Source organism: Bacteroidota bacterium, assembly GCA_016722565.1.
Lineage (GTDB): Bacteria > Bacteroidota > Bacteroidia > 2-12-FULL-35-15 > 2-12-FULL-35-15 > 2-12-FULL-35-15.
The window spans coordinates 200562-222131 of record JADKIU010000001.1; the positions used below are offsets into that span (position 1 = coordinate 200562).

At 38.6% G+C, this 21570-nt stretch carries 16 protein-coding genes and 1 pseudogene; 12 read left to right on the plus strand and 5 right to left on the minus strand.

Going from position 1 to position 21570, the window contains the following annotated elements; all coding sequences use genetic code 11:
- Position 1: 1 nt before the first annotated feature.
- Positions 2-754: a response regulator gene (locus IPP64_00785; protein MBL0327970.1), complete on the plus strand. Its 753-nt coding sequence runs from the start codon at positions 2-4 to the stop codon at positions 752-754.
- A gap of 87 nt (positions 755-841) precedes the next feature.
- Here the strand turns inward: IPP64_00785 and rnr are convergent, their stop codons facing one another.
- Positions 842-3259, minus strand: coding sequence for a ribonuclease R (gene rnr, locus IPP64_00790; protein MBL0327971.1), 2418 nt, complete (start codon positions 3257-3259; stop codon positions 842-844).
- Between the two features lie 116 nt (positions 3260-3375).
- Between rnr and IPP64_00795 the strand changes: the two genes are divergently transcribed.
- The 10 genes and pseudogenes from IPP64_00795 to IPP64_00840 all read left to right on the plus strand — a co-directional run bounded on the left by IPP64_00795 (position 3376) and on the right by IPP64_00840 (position 16865).
- Positions 3376-3906 (plus strand): sigma-70 family RNA polymerase sigma factor, encoded by a 531-nt coding sequence (locus IPP64_00795; protein MBL0327972.1) that lies wholly within the window; start codon positions 3376-3378, stop codon positions 3904-3906.
- 2 nt (positions 3907-3908) lie between these two features.
- Positions 3909-4883 (plus strand): gliding motility-associated C-terminal domain-containing protein, encoded by a 975-nt coding sequence (locus IPP64_00800; protein MBL0327973.1) that lies wholly within the window; start codon positions 3909-3911, stop codon positions 4881-4883.
- A 315-nt stretch (positions 4884-5198) separates the two neighbouring features.
- On the plus strand, positions 5199-8507 hold the full coding sequence (locus IPP64_00805; GenBank protein ID MBL0327974.1) for a gliding motility-associated C-terminal domain-containing protein: 3309 nt from the start codon (positions 5199-5201) through the stop codon (positions 8505-8507).
- 133 nt (positions 8508-8640) lie between these two features.
- Positions 8641-12840: a gliding motility-associated C-terminal domain-containing protein gene (locus tag IPP64_00810; protein MBL0327975.1), complete on the plus strand. Its 4200-nt coding sequence runs from the start codon at positions 8641-8643 to the stop codon at positions 12838-12840.
- Positions 12841-12960: 120 nt separating this feature from the next.
- Positions 12961-13467 (plus strand): transcriptional regulator, encoded by a 507-nt coding sequence (locus IPP64_00815; GenBank protein ID MBL0327976.1) that lies wholly within the window; start codon positions 12961-12963, stop codon positions 13465-13467.
- A gap of 52 nt (positions 13468-13519) precedes the next feature.
- Positions 13520-13882, plus strand: a complete 363-nt coding sequence (locus IPP64_00820) for a hypothetical protein (GenBank protein MBL0327977.1) — start codon at positions 13520-13522, stop codon at positions 13880-13882.
- 12 nt (positions 13883-13894) lie between these two features.
- Complete coding sequence (locus IPP64_00825; GenBank protein MBL0327978.1) at positions 13895-14335, plus strand: hypothetical protein; 441 nt, start codon at positions 13895-13897, stop codon at positions 14333-14335.
- 455 nt (positions 14336-14790) lie between these two features.
- Complete coding sequence (locus tag IPP64_00830; GenBank protein MBL0327979.1) at positions 14791-15705, plus strand: TIGR01777 family protein; 915 nt, start codon at positions 14791-14793, stop codon at positions 15703-15705.
- Positions 15698-16176: pseudogene (locus IPP64_00835) on the plus strand (SRPBCC family protein). The gene IPP64_00830 and the pseudogene IPP64_00835 overlap by 8 nt, the downstream one beginning before the upstream one ends.
- Positions 16173-16865, plus strand: a complete 693-nt coding sequence (locus IPP64_00840; GenBank protein ID MBL0327980.1) for a DUF2071 domain-containing protein — start codon at positions 16173-16175, stop codon at positions 16863-16865. Before IPP64_00835 ends, IPP64_00840 begins: the two are co-directional and overlap by 4 nt.
- Here the strand turns inward: IPP64_00840 and IPP64_00845 are convergent, their stop codons facing one another.
- The 4 genes from IPP64_00845 to IPP64_00860 all read right to left on the minus strand — a co-directional run bounded on the left by IPP64_00845 (position 16866) and on the right by IPP64_00860 (position 20706).
- Positions 16866-17762 (minus strand): rod shape-determining protein, encoded by an 897-nt coding sequence (locus IPP64_00845; protein ID MBL0327981.1) that lies wholly within the window; start codon positions 17760-17762, stop codon positions 16866-16868.
- A gap of 6 nt (positions 17763-17768) precedes the next feature.
- Complete coding sequence (gene ppk1 / locus IPP64_00850) at positions 17769-19829, minus strand: polyphosphate kinase 1 (protein MBL0327982.1); 2061 nt, start codon at positions 19827-19829, stop codon at positions 17769-17771.
- Between the two features lie 35 nt (positions 19830-19864).
- Entirely contained in the window at positions 19865-20122 is a 258-nt protein-coding gene (locus IPP64_00855; protein ID MBL0327983.1) for a hypothetical protein, read from the minus strand.
- An 89-nt stretch (positions 20123-20211) separates the two neighbouring features.
- The gene (locus IPP64_00860) at positions 20212-20706 is read right to left on the minus strand and encodes a histidine phosphatase family protein (protein MBL0327984.1); all 495 of its coding nucleotides are present in this window, start codon (positions 20704-20706) and stop codon (positions 20212-20214) included.
- Between the two features lie 125 nt (positions 20707-20831).
- Between IPP64_00860 and IPP64_00865 the strand changes: the two genes are divergently transcribed.
- Complete coding sequence (locus tag IPP64_00865) at positions 20832-21557, plus strand: DNA/RNA non-specific endonuclease (protein ID MBL0327985.1); 726 nt, start codon at positions 20832-20834, stop codon at positions 21555-21557.
- Positions 21558-21570: the final 13 nt, after the last annotated feature.

The following is a 21570-nucleotide window of genomic DNA, read 5'->3' on the forward strand; positions in this document are numbered from 1 at the left end:
AATGTCAAAAACAAACATTCTTATAGTTGAAGATGAAAGCATTGTTGCAAAAGATATTCAACATAGCCTTAAAAAGCTGGGATACACCGTTGTTGGAATGTGTTCAACAGGAGAAGATGCGATTAAAACAGCAGAAGAAACAAAACCCGATTTAGTGTTGATGGATATCATGCTGAAAGGCGATATGAGCGGAATTGATGCGGCTGGACAAATTCGTGAAAAATACAATATTCCTATTATTTACTTAACAGCTTACGCTGACGAAAGCACATTGAGTAAAGCAAAAGTGTCAGAACCCTACGGATATATTATCAAGCCATTCAAAGAAATCGATTTGCACACCTCCATCGAAATGGCGATTTACAAGCATGAGAAGGAAACAGATGTTAAAAAAGAAAGAGATTTCCTTTACTCGATTGTAGAAAATAAAGAATCAAAAGACATCATTTTCGTAAAATCAAATTCCCGTTTGGTGAAAGTAAAAACCAGCGATATTTATTTTGTGGAAGCATTAAAAGACTACGTTGTTATTAACACCAACAGCGCTCGTTACACGATTCATAGCACCATGAAAGACATTGAGAAAAAATTGCCAACCAGCGATTTTATCCGCGTTCACCGCTCTTTCATCGTTCGCATCGATAAAATTGTTGCAATCGAACAACCGAATCTAATTTTGGAAGAAGACAAAAAATTAATTCCAATCGGTGGTTCTTACAAAGATGATTTAGCGAAGCGATTGAATATGATCTAGTGAGTTTTAGCCACAGTCCCGATAGCTATCGGGAGCACAGATTTTCACAAATAAAAAATGCCACCGATGAGGTGGCATTTTTGTTTTTTACACCTCAAACCCCCACTCATCTAAAAACGGATTACCGGTAGAAGGCTTTTGTGGTTTTGGTTCAGCTGGTTTATCATCAGCATCCGAAACAGTTTTGTTTTGTCTGTTCTTTTCCGTTGCCGACTTCATTTCCTCCTTAAAGTTCTTCGTTTTAGCCTTGTGTTGTTCGCGTTTTGATCGTGAACTATTTTGTCCTTTGTCTTGATTCTTACTTCTTGTGTCTTGCTTCTTATTTGAATCTTCCAACACCTCCACCAAGGCAAAATCCAATTGTTTTTTTACTAAGTCGGCACGTTTGATCTCTATTCTCACAGTATCTCCAAGTGTTAATACCCTTCCCGACTTTCTTCCGCGCAAACAATAATTATCTTCATCAAAATAATAATTGTCGTCACGCAATTCACGCAAACGCACCATGCCTTCGCAATGATTTTCAATAATTTCTACAAAAATTCCCCACTCGGTAACACCTGAAATCACACCGTCAAACTCCTCACCGATCTTATCCGTTAAGTATTGTACTTGTTTGTATTTGATAGAAGCACGCTCTGCATCTGCCGCCAGCTTCTCCATGTCGGAGGAGTGTTTGCATTGTTCTTCCAATTTATCGATGTCCGGGTTTTTCCCGCCATCCAAATAATGTTGTAATAAACGATGCACCATCACATCCGGATATCTTCGGATAGGAGAAGTAAAATGTGTGTAATAATCAAACCCTAATCCGTAGTGGCCAATGTTTTTTGTTGTATACACCGCCTTCGCCATCGTACGGATAGCAAGCATTTCAATCATTCCCGATTCTTTTTTCTCATTTACTTCTTTCAATAAATTATTCATTGAATCGGCAACGGTATTAATGTTTTTTAGATTTAGCTTATAACCAAACTTTGCAACAAACTCCGAAAAATTCTGCAACTTATCAGGATTTGGCTTGTCGTGAATATGATATATGAATGGCCTTTGCGACTCTTTCGGATCTTCCTTTTTTTGTATTTCCTCTTTCCCTTTTTTCTTTTTCCCAACAAACTCCGCTACTTTCCGATTTGCCAAAAGCATAAAGTCTTCAATCAATTGATTGGAATCTTTTGCTACTTTAAAAAACACACCGGTTGGATTTCCAACTTCATCCAAATGAAATTTTACTTCCATTTTTTCGAAAGCGATGCTTCCCTTTTTGAAACGATTGCTGCGTAATATTTTTGCTAATCGATCTAAGGTTAAAATCTCCTCTTTAAAATCTCCTTCCTCTGTTTCGATTACCTGTTGTGCTTCTTCGTATGTAAAACGTCTGTCGGAGTTAATAATGGTTCTTCCAAACCATTCGGCTACCACCTCTGCATCGTCCGTCATTTCAAATACGGAAGAGAAACACAATTTTTCTTCATTTGGCCGTAGCGAACAAACATTATTTGATAAAACTTCCGGAAGCATAGGAACCACTCTGTCGACAAGGTAAACAGAGGTGGCGCGTGAAATCGCTTCTTTATCAATCATCGATTCCGGTTTTACGTAATGACTCACATCGGCAATGTGAACGCCAATTTCCCAATTACCATTTTTTAATTTCTGAATGGAAAGTGCATCATCAAAATCTTTTGCATCAACAGGGTCGATTGTAAAGGTGGTAATTTCTCTGAAATCGCGTCTTTTGGAAATTTCTTCTTCGGTAATTTTAATCGGAATAAGGTCTGCTGCGCGCTCCACATCTTTGGGGAATTCATAAGGAAGCCCGAATTCAGCTAAAATAGCATGCATTTCGGTATTGTTTTCTCCTACATCACCTAAAACGGTTTTAATTTCGCCAATGGGATTAACCCCATTTTTCGGCCATTCCACAATTTTGGCAATAGCTTTTTGTCCATCTTTTGCTCCATTCAGCTTTTCAATCGGAATGTAAATGTCAACATGCACTTTTATATTGCTTGGGACAAGGAATGCGAATTTTGGTGAAACTTGGACTGTTCCCACAAATTCCGTTTTATTCCGCTCAATCACCTCCACAATTTCTCCTTCCTGTTTTCCTTTTCCTTGTGGGAAAATGCGCACCTTCACGATGTCACCATGCATGGCATTGAGTGTTTTTTTAGGAGCAATAATTACATCTTTTTCGGTTTCGTCCGATACAATGTATGCATTTCCGGAAGAGGTCATGTCAACACGGCCAGTAATAAAGAGTTCTACTCGTTTAATTTTGAATTTGCCACGCTCAGGCTCCACAACAGAACCATTGTTTTTTAATTCTTCCAGGATGACATTGATAATCTGGCGCTGACCAAAGTCGGTCACGTTCAATTCTGCAGCTATCTGCTTGTAGTTCAGCGCTTTATTTTTATTTGCGGATAATACTTTTAGTATTTCTTCGAAAAAAAAGCTCTTTTTCTTTCCCTCTGTTTTGCTTTTAAACTTCTTTGCCATACCCCAAATGTGCTATGGATTTATGGATAAAGAAAGATTTGTTGATAAAAACTAAAAAAAACTTTATTCGTGCAACCAAATAATGCAACTTTGCATCTATACAACAGAAATCGATTATGACTGATGAGCAAATAGTAAAAGGGTGCATCGATAAAAATGCAATTGCTCAGAAAAATTTGTACGAAAAATTTTCTCGCAAGATGATGGGGGTTTGCCTCAGATATTGCGATAGTACAGAGGAAGCAGAGGATGTGGTGCAAAATGGATTCATTAGCATCTTCGAAAATATTGAGTCCTTTAAAGGGACGGGTTCTTTAGAAGGTTGGGTTAGAAAGATAATGGTAAACACTGCGCTTACTAATATCCGTAAAAACAAAAAATTAAAACAAAACATTGAGTTGGACAGCGTAGAGTTTATGCTTCCTTCCAATATACATCAGAACGATAGCTTTGCGGCAAAGGATTTGTTAAAGATTATACAAACGCTACCGGTCGGATTTAAAACAGTTTTTAACCTTTATGCCATTGAGGGTTATTCACATAAAGAAATAGGAGAAATGCTGAACATTTCAGAGGGAACTTCTAAATCACAATATTCAAGGGCAAAAGCACATTTACAGAAAATCATTCCCATAGATAAGGAGTAATTATGAAGAAAGACAATTTTGAAGATTTATTTAAAGATTCTTTCGAGAACTTTGAAGCAGACGTTAATCCTAGTGTTTGGAAAAACGTACAAACTGCCCTAAAAGGGGTTGGCTTGGGCTTGTTGGGCAAAATGCTCATGAATAAGCTTGGCTCAAGTGCCGTTATTTCAATTGTTTCTTCGGCTGCGGCAGTTATTGCTACCGTATTTGTAATGAATGGAACAAAAACGGAAACGAAAAAACAAACACCTAAAGAAACAGTTGTACCAAACATTGTAGCTGAAAAACCAACGGTCGAAGAAATCAAAACCTTTTTAGCTCCCGAAAACAGTGTTGCTAAAACAGATGTTAAACCGGAATCGCAAACAGAAGCGCAACCGGAAACAACACCAAAGTCGAACGAAACATCAACAATTAAAAAAGATAAAAAAGCAATTGAGGCGCTATTATCAAACGATCGTATCGCATCAATTTCTTCAAGCTGTGTTGGTGGAGCGGTTCCATTAATTATTAATCTTTCAAATATTGGAAGCGGAAAAATCAATAAATGGACATTTAACGATGGTAGTAAACCGATGACAGGTGCTAATCCAGTTAAGTTTTTCGATGAACCGGGAATTTACACCATTACACTTACCTCTACAAATTCGGAAGGAAAAGTAGCAATAGACAGTATTAAAGTAGAAGCGTTCAGCAACTCTTCTTTAGCACCAAACCAAGCAGAGTTTTCTCCTAATGGTGACGGAGTGAATGATTTCTTTGCTTTTACAAGTAAAAACATTGTTAATATGAATGCAACGATTTACGATAAAAGTGGAAATGTTGTTTATGAATACAAAGGGATTGATGGTAAGTGGGACGGAACGAAGAAAAACGGAGAAAAAGCAAAAGATGGTATTTATTTGTATGTGATTGCAGCGGATGGTGCAGATGGAAAAAAATACAAACAAGAAGGAAAAATTAAATTAACGAGATAATAAAAATTGGGGCATCGGGAAGAACTTAATGGAGCTTGGTCCAACGTCAAGCAAAAATAAGTTCAAAAATATTAATCCTGTTTTTAGCTCTACCACCACTACATACACGATTTTTGTTTCCGGTGTCTCCAATTTTTTAGTTCTATTTTTGAAACCTGTTGCTACTCCAATAGGTATTTAAACAAAAAGGTATCAATGACCAAGTGAGGTTTTGATACCGTTTTTGTTTTTTGCTATATTTGCTTTTTAAATATTAAATTCATCCTCTCAATGAATTGGATGAAAGTGGATCACCAATTTCTTAAAAAGAAAAACATGAATAAAAAAATTACACTCTTTTTTCTGATTTCATTTGCAATCTTGTTTTCAAACAAAGTAAATGCTTCTCATATTGCCGGAGGCGATTTGAGTTATACGTGCTTGGGTGGAAATCAATATCAGCTGAACTTAAATCTATTCGTAGATTGTTTGGGGTTTGATCCAGGTGCAAGTCAAACCATTTCGTTTACCAGTACATGTGGCGGAACAGCTACAGCTACCGTTAACGTTACCAATCCAGGCGGAACAGAAATCTCTCAGTTGTGTCCTTCTCAAATAGGAAACAGTACGTGCAGTGGTGGAACCTTACCAGGAATGTGGTTGTTTAACTTTACAGGCGTAGTAACATTAGCGCCTCCATGCGATACATGGACCATGAGTTGGGAAGTTTGTTGTAGAAATGGAGCCATTGTTAATCTTGTTACTCCAGCCAGTTTAGGTTCTTATATTGAAGCAACAATAAACAGCGCAACCGACTCTTGTAATAACTCTCCTTATTTTACGTCTCAACCCATCCCTTATGTTTGTCAAGGACAGTTGGTTAACTACAACTATGGTGTGGTAGAAGCAGATGGTGACTCATTGCACTTTTCATTAATCAATGCTATGGGAGCAGGAGGTACATTGTTGACTTATACAGCAGGATACTCTGCAACATCTCCAATCCCAGGAATCACAATCGACCCATTAACAGGTCAATTAACTTTTACGCCCATGACACTCGGAAATTTTGTGGTGGTGGTGCTCGTGGAAGAGTTCGATGCTGCCGGAAACCTCATTGGCACAGTGATGCGAGATATTCAGTTTATTGTTCAAACGTGCTCGAACATTGTTCCCGATCCCGCCCCTACTGCCGGGGCAATTACCGGAATGACTGGAACAGCGGTGTTGGCAGGTCCTTACGAAATCGAAATGTGTGAAGGTGCTAACTTCAACTTTACTGCAACATACACCGATGCGAATCCGGGAGATTCACTTTCTATTGTTACCAATCTGTTGTCTGTTTTACCTGGTGCAACCATTACTGTTACCGGAGTAAATCCACTTACCGTTTCAATTAGCTGGACCGCTCCTGGAGGAAGTGCGGGAACCAATACAAACTTTAGTGTTACGGTGAATGATGGGGCTTGTCCGATTATGGGGCAACAAACCTTCGTGTATGATGTAAATGTAAACCCGCGTACACTTGGTGGACCGGATCAAATCATCTGTGGAACACAAACAGCAACTTTGGCCGGAACTGGTGGAAACGTTTTTACTTGGAGTGTTTTAAGTGGTCCACCAATGGTCGTGGGTACAAACTTCTCTTGTAATCCTTGTGATAACCCTGTTGCTTCGCCTGTTTCTACAACTGTATATGAGGTTGTCAGTGATTTGAGCGGAACCTGTGTAAACAGAGATACTGTTACCGTTACTGTTGTGGCAGATTTCAGTTATGTAACAGCGCAAAGTGCAACAACTTCCTGTTTGTTGCAGCCTATCGAATTTGATGCGACAGCAACACCAGGCGGAACATATACCTATTCTTGGTCACCTGCTACATATCTCGATAACACTTCTATTTCAAACCCAACAGCAACCATTACCAGTCCGGGAACATACACTTATTATGTTGAAATTACCAGTCCTTTGGGTTGTACAAAAGTGGATACCGCAACAATTGTAATCAATGCCAGCTATCCTCCGAATCCTGTTTCGTATATTTCTGATTCCGTTGTTTGTGTTGGAGATACCGTGCAATTGGGTGTTACTTTTGGAGCCGGTGTTCCTTCTGTTTGTGGAACAAATCCTGTTGGTTGTTCAGCATCGTTAATGGGACAAGTTGGAACAGGTACTGCAACAAACACCGCAACCACATGGCCAGCACCTTATGCAAATTGGTATACCTCCGGAAAACATCAAATGTTATTCAGAGCATCTGAATTAAACGCTGTAGGAATTACAGGCGGGAAAATTGATCAGCTCGATTTTAACGTAGTTGCCATAAATGGTATTTCGGTATATCACAATTACACAATTAATATGGGTTGTACCAGCTTGAGTGCCCTTACTACTTGGGTTACAGGATTGTCGAATGTTTATACACCAAAAACACATACGGTGAGTGTGGGTTGGAATGCACACAATTTTGATGTGGCTTACGAATGGGATGGAATCTCAAACTTGATTGTTGAAATCTGTTTTAATGAAGGTCCACCATTTCCAAATTATACACAAAGCTGTACATCACCTTACACAACCACTCCATTTGTATCGTGTTTATACAACTTGAGTGACTCATCACCAATGTGTCCGGATTTAGGATTTGCCACAGCAATCAGCAATCGTCCAAACGTACGTTTTCACTATTGTGGAGCGGCTCCGGATTCAACAAATTATACCTATATCTGGGCGCCACCAGCGGGAGTATTCAACACCACCAATCAAACTACAGGTGCTGTTCCTGCTGCAAACACCCAATATTATGTAATTGTAACAGATTCTGTAAGCGGATGTTTTGATACAGCTTATGTGGATGTGATTGCAAACGTAACGACCCTTTCTGTGGATGCTGGTACAGATGTTACTATTTGTCCGGGTGCACCTACAAACTTAAATGCTACCGGTGCATCTCAGTTCGTCTGGACGCCTGCTGCAACACTTTCAAATCCTCTTATTTCGAACCCGGTAGCGAGTCCGTTGGTTACAACAACCTATACGGTTTCAGGTACAAGTCAATGTGCTGCCGGTGCCGGTGTTGATAGTGTTACGGTGATCGTTCCAATCGTTGGCCCTCTCAGTGTTGATGCTGGAGGAAGTCAGGAAGTTTGTGTTGGTTCTCCGTTTGGACTAATTTCAAGCAGCAGTGGTGGTTTTGGAAGCAATACATATTCATGGACCCAACTTTCAGGTTTTGCTGGGGATTCAATTCAAAATTCAAATTCACCATCAGCCTCAGTAACTCCTTCTGCACCGGCAACAAATGTGTATCAGGTTTTAGTGGTAGATGCTTGCGGTAATATAACAGTCGACACGGTTGTGGTGGATGTAATTTTAGATTGCGACTTAAATGTTCCAAACGTATTCACTCCAAATGGAGATGGGAATAACGATTTCTTTTTGATTTCTGCAAACGGAATCAAAACATTCTCTATCTCGATTTATAATCGTTGGGGAACTCGCGTTTTTGAATCCGAAGACATTACCAAGAGCTGGGATGGAGGAGATTCAACAGATGGAACCTACTTCTACATTATTAAAGCTGAATCAATTAATGGAAAACAATTTGATCAAAAGGGATACCTTCAATTATTAGGAAAAAAATAATAAAAAGATTCACATCTCTCTAAAAAACCCTCAAATACCTATTTGAGGGTTTTTTTTCTAACAAATCCTCTATAAAACAGCTGAAAAGAGGGCATTACTAACTATATTTGTAAAGGAAAAATTACTTAGATACATGAAAAAAATTACTACACTTTTTATAGCTTCAGTATTCGGCTTAGCACATGTTGTTGCTCAAACAATAGATGCTTCTCCTGAGACACAAACAATTTGTGCAGGAGGCAGTGCGACACTTACGGCTGTTGTTACTCCCGGAGGTGGAGGCGGAAGCGCACCAACAAATAGCTATGCTGTAAGTTCGATTGGGTATGCACCAGATCCATACAATACTGGAACATTTGTTACACTATCGGATGACTCTCAAACAGGTGCACTTCCTATTGGGTTTACATTCTGTTTTTTTGGAAACAATTATACCAATTTTCACATTGGTTCAAATGGTTGGATTGCTTTTGGACCAACGGCAACTACCTTTACATCAGCTCCAATACCTTCTGTAGCAGCAGCAATACCTAAGAATTGCATCATGGGTCCTTGGCAAGATTGGCACCCGGGCGTTGCCGGTGGCCCTTACATTAACTACCAGACATTAGGAACTGCGCCAAACAGAAGGTTAGTAGTTTCTTGGAACAACTGTCCGATGTTTTCGTGTACTACAACATTGGGTAGATTTCAAATTATCATTTATGAAACGAGTAACATCATTGAAAACCATATTGAAACAAAGCCTGCTTGTTTAGCTTGGGCAGGAGGAACTGCCGTTCAAGGGATTCACAATGCAGCAGGAACCGTTGCGTTTACTGTTCCAGGAAGAAACAGTACCGCTTGGACTGCCTCAAATGAAGGATGGAGATATACACCAAATGGAACCTCATCTTACCAAATCAATTGGTATATTTTACCGGCAAATACATTGATTGGAACAGGATCTCCAATTACCGTTGCACCGCCAACCTCTCCACAGTTTTATTATGCAGAGGTGGTGGATATTAATGCTTGTCCTACCGGATTAGCTCCCAATACAGATACCGTTGTTGTTCTTTCAAACTCAGTAGCAGTAGATGCGGGTGCTTATACGCCAATCTGTGCCGGACAAACAGCAAGTTTAAGTGCAACTTCTGCAACAGCAACTGGATACCTCTGGTCTCCGGCAGGAAGTTTAAGCAGCTCAACCATTTCAAATCCTACAGCAACACCAGGCGCAACAACAACTTATACCGTTTCTGTAGTTGATGCCTTGGGTTGTACAGGCACAGATACGGTTACCGTTGCTTTGGCAAATCCAATTGCAAATGCAGGATCTAATGTCGCGATTTGCGCAGGCGCGTCCACAACCTTGAATGCAACCGGTGGTTCTTCTTTTTCTTGGAGCCCCGCGGCAGGATTAAGCAATCCGGCTATTTCAAACCCTGTGGCAACGCCTACTGCAACCACAACCTATACCGTAACTGTTACACAAGGAGCTTTGGCGTGTACATCAACAGCTTCTGTTACAGTAACGGTTAATCCATTGCCAGTAGTAGATGCCGGAGCACCGGTATCACTTTGTATCGGCTCAACTGCAACATTAAATGGAACAGGTGCTACCGGATATGTTTGGTCTCCGGCAGGAACATTAAGTAGCTCTACCATTGCCAACCCGGTTTCAAGTGCAACAACAACGACAACCTATACAATGGTTGGTACAGATGTGAATGGATGTACTTCTACTGATAACGTAGTGGTTACCGTTAATCCTTTGCCAACAATTGATGCCGGAACAAGCGTAAGTATTTGTCCGGGTTCAAACACAACTTTAACCGGTACAGGAGGGACAAGTTATTTGTGGACACCAGCGGCTTCATTGGACAATGCCGCAATTGCGAGTCCAACAGCATCACCTTCAGCAACAACAACATATACAGTAACAGGTACTGATATTAACGGATGTTCATCAACGGATATCGTTACTATTTCTGTTACTCCAATTTCAGTTACTGCAACCAGCGGAACCAGTGCAATTTGTGCTGGCTCCAGCACAACATTAACTGCTGGTGGTGCAGTTGGTTATCTTTGGTCTCCTGCCGGAAGCTTAAGTGCCTCAACCATTCCAACACCAGTTGCCACACCAACCACCACAACAACGTATACTGTTATTGGTACAGGTGGTGCAGGATGCAACGACACAGCGTTTGTAACTGTGATTGTAAATCCACTACCTATTGTAGATGCAGGTCCTGCGACAGCAATCTGTACAGGTACGACCACGACATTGAGTGGAACAGGAGCAACAAGTTTTGTATGGTCACCGGGTGCAACATTGAGCAGCACAACCGTTTCTAATCCTACATCTAGCGCAACCACAACCACAACCTATACGGTAGTCGGAACGGATGTAAGCGGGTGCTCTTCAACAGATAATGTTACAATAACAGTAAATCCTTTACCGGTAATTGATGCTGGAACAGGTTTGAGTATTTGTCCGGGTAGCAGCACTACACTAAGCGCTACTGGAGGAAGCAATTATTTATGGACACCAGCCGCATCTTTAGACAACGCAGCAATTTCTAACCCTATAGCGACACCAGTAACAGGGACAACATATACCGTGACTGGAACGGACATTAATGGTTGTTCATCAACAGATACAGTTACAATCAACGTAAGCGGAATAACAGTAACAGCAAGCAGCGCATCAACTACAATTTGTAATGGGTCAAGTACGACCTTGAGTGGTGGGGGTGGAACAAGTTATCTCTGGTCTCCTGCTGGTTCCTTGAGTAGCTCAACAAGTGCTAATCCAATTGCAACACCAGCCACAACTACAACATATACGGTAATAGGAACAGCTGGTGTGGGTTGCAGCGATACAGCGTTTGTAACAATAAATGTAAATGCATTACCAATCATTAGTGCAGGTAGTCCGGTTTCAATTTGCTCAGGAACAACCACGGGTTTAACAGCATCGGGAGGCGTAGGATATGTTTGGTCTCCAGCAGGCTCATTGACAGGTGCAACAACAGCCACACCAACCTCTTCGGCAACCACAACCACAACATATACAGTTGTTGGTACAGATTTGAACGGCTGTACTTCAACCAATTCAGTTACCGTAACTGTTAATCCATTACCAACAGCAAGTGCAGGTTCTGCAGTAAGTATATGTAACGGATCATCAACAATATTAGGTGCTTCTGGAGGAGGAACCTATCTTTGGTCTCCTTCAGGAACACTGAGCAGTTCTACCGTTGCTTCACCTACTGCTTCACCAACAACATCTACAACCTATACAGTAACCGTTACAGCTGCGAGCGGATGTACAGCATCTGCAAGTGTTGTTGTTACTGTTAATGCTGTGCCAACGGCAACAGCCAGTCCAAATGTTACCATTTGTAATGGTGCTTCAACGGTATTAACTGCTGGTGGAGGAGGAACTTATTCTTGGAGTCCGGCTGCAGGATTAAGTAGTACAACATCTGCCACAACAACAGCATCGCCAAGTGCAACAACAACCTATACGGTTTCTGTTTCGAATGGATTTTGTACAAATACCGCAACGGTCACCGTTACTGTGAACTCGACCTTGTCGATGGCAACAGCAACCACCACAAGTGCAACCTGTGGAAACACGGATGGAACAATTACAGCAGGTGCGGTTACCGGTGGAGGAGCTCCTTTTACATATTCATTGAATAGCGGCCCAACACAATCATCCGCAACATTTACCGGATTAGCTTCCGGCTCGTATACGTTAACGGTGACTGATAATGCCGGTTGTACGTTTACGCAGACCGTTGTAGTTGGAGGAGTGCTGGGTGTGAACGCATCCTTCTCTGCAAGTCCAACATCAGGTACAAGCCCACTTACCGTAAACCTTACAAATACATCAACCGGAGCGAGTGATTACATTTGGGATTTTGGTGATGGAACGTCTTCTATACTTACAAACCCATCTGTAGTATATACCGTAAACGGAACATATACAATTTTGTTAATCGCATACAATGGTTCGTTTGCTTGTGCAGATACCACAACGGTTATCATTAATGTATTTGATGAGGCTATACTAATTGTGCCGAATGTGTTTACACCAAATGGCGATTTAACGAACGATTTATTTGTTGTGCAGTCGCAAGGAATTAAACAATTAAGTGGAACCATCTTTAACCGTTGGGGAAACAAGATATACGAATGGGATGGTGCTCCAACAATGGGTTGGGATGGAAAGCACAATGGGAAAGCAGCAGAAGACGGAACGTATTATTATGTGATTAAAGCCATCGGATTTGATGACAAGGAATACGATGCAACCGGATTTGTTCAGTTAATCAAGTAAAAACGAAAACCCGAGCCAACCGCTCGGGTTTTTTTTATGAAAAAATAAAAATAAAGTTTCAGAAAGTTTTGAAAGTTAGAAAAGAGTTATATATTTGTATCGTTAAATGAGAATTAGATAATGAAACTAATAGAAAGTAAAGAGAAATTCATCAATGCCTGGGGGACTTTGGGAACCAGCTGGGGAATTAATCGCACCATGGCGCAGGTGCATGCTTTGTTATTGGTTTCTCCGGATGCGCTCAGTGCTGAAGACATTATGGAAGAATTAACGATCTCCAGAGGAAACACCAATATGAATGTGCGAACATTGATTGATTGGGGGTTGGTATTTAAAGAAACTCGTTCAGGCGAACGCAAGGAGTTTTTTACAGCCGAAAAAGACATCTGGAAAGTATTCAAGCAAATTGCCAAAGAGCGCAGAAAACGCGAATTAGAGCCAATTTTTAAGGTGTTGGATGAGGTGAAGAATGTGGAAGGCGATAAACGTGATAAAAACATTAAATCCTTTGTAGATGCGATTGAAGACATTGAGCGCTTTACCAAAAAGGCAGACCGCACTTTGGAAACAATGATTAAGGCAGATGAAAATTGGCTGGTTGGCTCTTTTATGAAATTGATGAAATAGTAGAATATTTTTTTGATTACAAGTTTCAATAATTATTGAAAGTTCTGAAAAAATGAATTACAACATTCTAACGTATGCCCTTTATTTTATAGTACTCTTGTTTGTTGTACTGTACGTTGGTCAAACGTTGTACAAAAATGGCCGACCTTTTCTTGTGAACACTTTTTCAGGAAATGAAACGCTGGCCGATGCCGTCAATAAATTTCTTTTAGCGGGCTATTACCTCACGAATATCGGATATACCATAATTGCACTAAAAATTTGGGAACACGTTCCTTCTCCAATCGTTATGATAAATGTATTGAGTCTAAAAATAGGAGCAATTGTGATAACACTTGGAATGATGCACTTTATAAATATTGTCAGCCTTGTGCTATTCGGTAAAAAAAGAAAACAACATATTACTAACCAATAAAAACTAGAAATCATGGACTACATTGTACTCGCTTACAGCATTTATCTGCCAATTGCAGTTGCATTAACCATTTGGGTGGCTCGCACCCTTCACGCCAACGGAAAAGTTTTTTTAGTGGACATCTTCCATGGACAAAATGAATTGGCCATTTCCGTAAACAAATTGTTACAAGTAGGGTTTTATCTAATAAGCTTAGGCTTTGCTATTATTAAATTGGAAATAAACCCAAGATGGGAATACGATAAGGTTACAGGACAAAATTTTCAGGAACAAATTAACAATTCACAAAGCATGATTGAAGAGTTGAGTTATAAGTTGGGCTCTTTTATTTTAATTTTAGGATTGATGTTGTTCATCAATTTATTCTTATTGCTAATTCTTAGAAGCGGTTCAAAACCACGCACTCAAACTACTTACACTCCTTCCCAAAATATAGTAGCGAAAGGAGTGTAAAAATGTACGGAGAGAAATTAATAACATATAAAATAACAATCATGTTGTTATGTATTGTGATTACTTCTGCTAGCTTAAATCAGTTTGCTAAGTTGATTCAAGAATTAATAACAATAAAATATGACTGGAAGTTTGAATTGTACATGGTGTTAGGACAGCTTATTTTTCAATTCCCATTTATTTATAAAACAACGACAGAACAAAAGTGGAACTATTATTTTAATATGTTAATTGTTTCTATGATGGGTTCAATTTTACTTTTACCATTGATTGTTTTTAATCACTTCTTTTTTTTAAACAATATACTAAACTGTTTGTACTTTTTTGCGGTTGTGTTGTTTATGTTCTTTGAACATAAAAGAAGAGTCTACTTACTATGCATGCCCTGGTATATTTCTTATACATGGGTGCTATATCGTTTTTTAATATTAATTTTTATACTTATATAAATGCAAATCAATAAACTTATTTTAGCTGGGGGAACAGGTTTTCTCGGCCAAGCAATTGTCGACAGATACTTTAAAACTGGAACAGAAATAATTTTACTCACACGGGGCACAACGAAAGTTGTAAACAAGGTGCGTTACATTCACTGGGATGGGAAAACAAAAGGCGAGTGGACAAAAGAACTCGATGGTGCGGATGTGTTGATTAATCTGACCGGGAAAAGTGTCGATTGCAGATATAACGAAAAGAACAAAGCCGAAATAATTTCTTCTCGTGTAAACGCCACAAAAATTTTGGGTGAAACCATCAATGAAACCGCTCACCCACCAAAAGTTTGGTTGAATGCTGCCTCTGCAACGATTTACCGAAATGCGGAAGACAGAGCAATGGATGAGTTTGACGGAGAAGTTGGAGAAGGATTTTCTGTTGGTGTTTGTCAAGTATGGGAAAAAACATTCAACGAAATCCAGAACCCTCAAACACGAAAAGTAATTATGCGGATATCCATGGTAATGGGAAAGGGCGGAGGTGTTCTTCCTGTAATGACAAAATTAGTGAAGGCACGCTTGGGAGGAAAAATGGGAAATGGAAAGCAGTTTATTAGCTGGATACATGAAGAAGATTTTTTGGATGCGATGGAACATTTAATTCAACATGAAACATCTTCAGGAGCATACAATTTTGCAGCTCCTAACCCTTTGCCAAACAAGGAATTTATGCAGTTAATGCGGAAACAATTAAACATAGGTATTGGATTGCCTGCTGCTGAATGGATGCTGGAAGTCGGAGCTTTTTTCATCGGCACAGAAACAGAGTTGATTCTTAAAAGTAGAAGAGTGGTTCCTACAAAATTGAAAAATGAGGGTTTTGTATTTAAATATCCGACAGTGGAACAAGCATTAAAAAATTTATGCGATGCCTAAAATCACCATTTCAACAGAAATCCGAGCTCCCATTCAACGCTGTTTTGATCTGGCTAGAAGTATCGATTTACATCAATACACTTCTGCACGAACAGGAGAAAAAGCGATTGCCGGCAAAACGAAAGGACTTATAAATAAAGGAAAAACCGTTACCTGGAAAGCGAAACATTTTGGAATTGTTCAAACACTTACATCCGAAATTTCAGAAATGAATCCGCCTTTTATGTTTGAAGATAGAATGTTGAAAGGGGCGTTTAAAAAGATTCAACACCAACATTTGTTCGAAGAAAAGGATGGAAGAACCATCATGGTAGACGTGTTTGAGTTTGAATCGCCTCTAGGCATTTTTGGAAAATTGTTTAATCAGTTTGTCCTAACGAACTACATGTATCGCTTTTTTTAGAAGAGAGAAATCAACAAATTAAGAAGGTCGCTGAAACAGAAAACTGGAAAAAATATTTGAAACAATGAGCGTTTTTTTAACTGCAAAATGGAACAACCTTATCAACATCACCTACGCTGTTGATCCTGAAATACTCTTGCCACATTTGCCGAAAGGCTTGAATTTAGATATTATTGATGGAAAAGCATTTGTTAGTTTTGTCGCCTTTGAATTTAATGATGTTTGCGTAAAAGGCTTTAGAATCCCTTTTCACAGGAGCTTTCCGGAAATCAACTTACGTTTTTATGTAAATAAAAACGGAAAACGTGGAGTGGTTTTTATAAAAGAGTTTGTTCCGAAATATTTTGTTGCACGGATTGCAAACACGATTTATAATGAGCCCTATTCATCTATTAAAATGAAAAACACAGTTGAAAATAGCAACAATGAGATTCGTGTAAAACACTCTTTTTGTCTGCAGGAAGAATGGTTTGACATAAGTGTAACAGCAGAAAACAAAAGCATAATTCCGCCTTTTGAAAGCATGGAACATTTTTTTAAAGAGCACGATATTGGTTTTGGAAAAAGTAAAAAAAATAGAACAATAGAATATCTGGTGGAACATCCTGTTTGGGAAGTTTATCCAAACCCGAAGGTCGAGTCGAATGTGTGTTTTGAAAAAATATACGGGAAGAAGTGGGCGTTTTTGGATTCTCAAAAACCGTTCAACGTGCTATTGGCAAAAGGGTCGGAAGTAAAAGTCTTCGACAAAAAATAGCTATGCATTCGCTGTTTTTTTCTCCAGCTGTTTTTCATAAAGTTGATGCACAATTCCGTCAGAAAGGCCGATTTGTGGAACAAGCACCTTTTCAATTTCCGCTTTTTTCAGCACGCTCAATAAAATTTTTGATGCGGGAATAATAACATCTGCCCGATCGGGATTTAACCCGAACACCTGCATCCGCTCTTCGTATGTATACGATTCGAGTACTTCGTAGAGATTCTTTATTTTTAAGGTTGAAATTGCTTTGTTGGGTTTTCGCCCAATCATTTTAAAAAGCTTATTAATGTTACCACCAGAACCAATTGCGATGAGCGGCTTGTATCCTGCTGTTTGTTCTTTCACCCAATTTTTAAAGTAATTCCAGTATTCTTTGTCGATTTGCTCGTGCAACATTCGTATGGTTCCAATGTTGAACGATTGAGAAACCACCACTTTATTTTTAGAGAACAATGTAATCTCTGTGCTGCCACCACCAATATCAATGTATAAATAGTTGTTGGCTTTATCTAAATGCTCTTCGATGTGATTGGAAAAAATAATATCTGCTTCGGTTTTACCGTCAATGATTTCAATTTTTATACCTGCTTCTTTTCTAACACGTGCTACCACATCGTAACCATTTTCTGCATCGCGCATCGCAGATGTTGCACAGGCGCGATAATCTACAGCATCATACACATCAATCAGATGTTTAAATGCTTTCATCGCTGTTACTAGTTTGTCGGCCTTTTTAGTGGAAATTCTTTTATTTAGGAAGGAGTCTTCACCCAAACGAATGGGTACACGAATGAGTTCTGCTTTTTTGTAAAATGTTTTGCCATTGTCTTCATATACATTACAAAACAATAAGCGAACGGCATTGGAGCCTATATCAATAGCAGCAAACTTCAATGGATATTAGTTTCTTTTCGATTTCATTAAATTAAACATTTCCTCTTGTGCACGAACCTTTAACTTGCCTAGGGGTTTACGGTATTCATTATTTTGCTGACTGCCCAATACTCGAGCCTTTGTGTTGTCTGACCATAATGTATCAATGATGCTGCGCAACTCTTTTTGTACATTTTTGTCATAAATAGGAACAGCAACCTCCGAACGATGATCTAAATTTCGTGTCATCCAGTCTGCCGAAGATATAAAGTATTTCTCTTCACCATTGTTATGAAATATGAACACTCGGCTATGTTCCAAATATTTATCCACAATACTAATGGCTTCTATATTTTCACTCAATCCTTTAACCCCGGCTACAAGTGAGCAAATCCCTCGTACAATCAACTTTATTTTTACACCCTCAGAGCTGGCATCATAAAGTTTTCGTATCATGTCAGCATCTACTAAGTTGTTTAATTTCAAGACAATAGACGCTGGCTTGTTCGCTTTTGCATTCTGGATTTCTTTGTTAATAAGTTGCACTAAACGCTTACGCATAAAAAATGGTGAAACCAAAAGATGTTTGTAGGTTCCGCCTTTAAAATTATCCGAGTAAAAATTGAACACTTTTTCAACCTCGTCCGTTATGTTTTTGTTTGCAGTAAGAAGTGTATGGTCGGTATATACTTTGGATGTATCACCGTTAAAATTACCCGTTCCAATATGAGCGTATTGATTAAGTACACCCGATTCTCTTCTGGTTATTAAAAACATTTTTGAATGTACTTTTAATCCAGGAACACCGTAGATTACATTAGCGCCCTCCTCCTGCAATTTATCAGACCAGTAAATGTTTGCTTCTTCATCGAAGCGCGCTTGTAATTCAATAACTGCAGTCACCTCTTTCCCATTTTTTAGAGCGTTGATTAGCGCTTTAACGATGTTTGAGTTTTTTGCAACTCGGTAAAGCGTAATCTTAATACTTTGTACTTTTGGATCGATTGAGGCTTCTCTTAACAAGTCAATAATATGATCGAATGACTGATATGGGTAGGTTAAGAGGACATCTTTCTTTTTAATAATTTTAATAATAGAGGACTGGTCTATTAAATCAGGGTGTTTGATTGGAATAATTTTCTTGTAGCTCAGATTGGGGTGGCCAACATTTGGGAAAGAGATAAAATCTTTAAAGTTGTGGTATCTTCCTCCCGGAATAGGGTTGTCTTCTTTTCCAAGTTTGATTTTTTTCATAATAAAATCTAACATGTCTGAACTAATAGCACTATCGTATACCAATCGAACGGGTTGTCCCTTTTTACGCGCTTTTAGTCCCTTAGAAATTTTCTCTACAAAACTTTTAGAAAGGTCTGTATCAATATCAATTTCTGCATCTCTTGTTAACTTGATATTATAGGCTTCAATATAATCGTACTCAAAATTTTGAAATACATCTTCTAAGCAAAAACGAATGACATCATCTAGTAAAATAATAAAACTATTTTCATTGTTTTTCGGTAAAACCAAAAAACGGGAAATGTTATCTGTTGGTACTTCTACTATTGCAAATTTGCTTTTTTTGGAAAGATCATTTTTGCCTAGTTTAATAATTAAGTAACCTAAACGGTCTTTTAAATAAGGAAATGCTGGTGTATTGTCCAGCATGATTGGAAAAAGTGACGATTTTACTTTTTCTCTAAAATAGTCTTTAACAAAAGCACCTTGAATGGGAGTCAATTGCTTTTCATTAATGATGGAAATGTTGTGCTTTTTTAAATCACGGATAATAACTTGATACGTGCGTTCAAACTTTTCTTGTTGAGTAATAACCGCTTTTTGAATTTTATCTAAAAGACGAACAGGGTTTTCACCCATTAACTCTTCGGCTTTTTTCTGGTGCTTTACAACACGTTTAAGTGTTGCCACCCGAACCCGAAAAAACTCATCCCGATTATTTGAATAGATTCCTAAAAACTTCAGGCGTTCAATCAACGGAACAGTTTTATCTTCGGCTTCTTGTAAAACCCTTTCATTAAAGGCCAGCCAGCTTAATTCTCGATTGATTAAAACAATACTTTTCTTCGCCATACACCACAAAAAATTACATCACAAAAGTACTAAATTTATTTTTTGCTTTTTGTTTTCTTAACGGGAGCAGCCACTTTCGCTTTTGTTTTCACCGCTGTTTTTGTTTTTACAGCAGGTTTAGTAACTGTTTTTTCTTTCAATGCTTTGTAAAACTTTTTAGCAATTGTTTTACTTGCGTCATGTGTTGTTTTACGCACTTTCTTTGCCGATTCAGCATTTTTTTTACTTAACACTTCTTCAATTGTTTTTACCAAAGTAAGCTCAAGTTCTTTACGGAGTTCTTTTTTGTTCATGATTTAATGTTTTAATAATAGTTAAATGTGTGAAAATAATGCATGCAAAAAGCGTTTTAACCCAACCTTAACAATTTTTTAACCGCCCGTTAGGGATGGTTTTTGGGAACATCAAAGAAAATTAATGCATTATTTTTTTTTGAAAATGTTTCCCAATCTTTTGCTTCGGATTGTATTCCAACGATTCCACACGTTGGCATTTCCTGCGCCAGTGCATTGGTCAATGTATTGGCCGTATTGGTAATGGTTGGGTTGTGCCCAAACAATAAAACTATTGCATGTTTCGATTCTAATTTGGATATCACTTGTAAGTAATCTTTAACCGAAGTATCATAGAGCTTTTGGGTGATATGAATCGATTGCGGATCATAATTTAAACTTCTGCAAAAAATTAATGCTGTTGATATGGCTCTGATAGCAGGACTACTGATGATTAAATCCGGAATAATTTTTTTCTCTTTTAAAATCAGACTCATCTTTTGCGCATCGTTATAGCCTCTTTCATTTAAAGGGCGGTCGATATCAGAGAGGTGGTTAATGGACCAATCGGATTTTGCATGACGGATGAAATAAAGTGATTTCATTTTTTAAACTATCTTTAAGCTGAAATTATACAAGTAAATGTATGCTATTTTTAAGGATTTTCCTTCCACTTTTGGTTATTTCTTATTTCGGCAATTTAAATTCCGGGGAAAACGTCTCCTCGTCTATGCCTTTTCAGGTAGCTCTTTCAGATAGCATTAAAAATTTTTCAAAAACATTTTACCCGAAATTTAAGAAGAAGGAACAAGTGATAAAACATCTGGGATATACACTCTGTTATGATGAAAATTATGAACAAGCAAAATGGGTCGCGTATCGTTTAACGGCTGGAATGTGCAACAACAATGAGGAAGAGCGGACAGATGATTTTCGTGAAGACAAATCTATAAAAACAGGTTCTGCTATCCCCGATGATTATAAAAAATCCGGTTATGATCGAGGACATCTTTGTCCGGCTGGTGATATGAGCTGGAGCCCAATTGCCATGAGTGAATCTTTTTTTATGAGTAATATGAGTCCGCAAGCCCCCAAATTCAATCGTGGCATATGGAAAACGTTGGAGACACAAGTGCGCGAATGGGCTAAAAATGAAGAAGAAATTTATATCGTTACAGCCGGTGTTCTGGAGAAGGGACTTCCAACCATTGGAGAAAAAAATAAAGTAGCCATCCCGAAATATTACTATAAAATTATTTTGGATGTAAAGGGTGAGGAAAAGAAGGCTATTGCCTTTGTGATGCCCAATGAAGGAAGCAAAGAATCCATTTTTGATTTTGCAGTTACCATTGATTCGGTAGAACGATTAACTCAAATCAACTTTTTTCCTGCATTGCCGGATAATATTGAAAACAATTTAGAGTCGATGTTGAACGTTGAACTATGGAAAAATTAAAACATATGAAGTA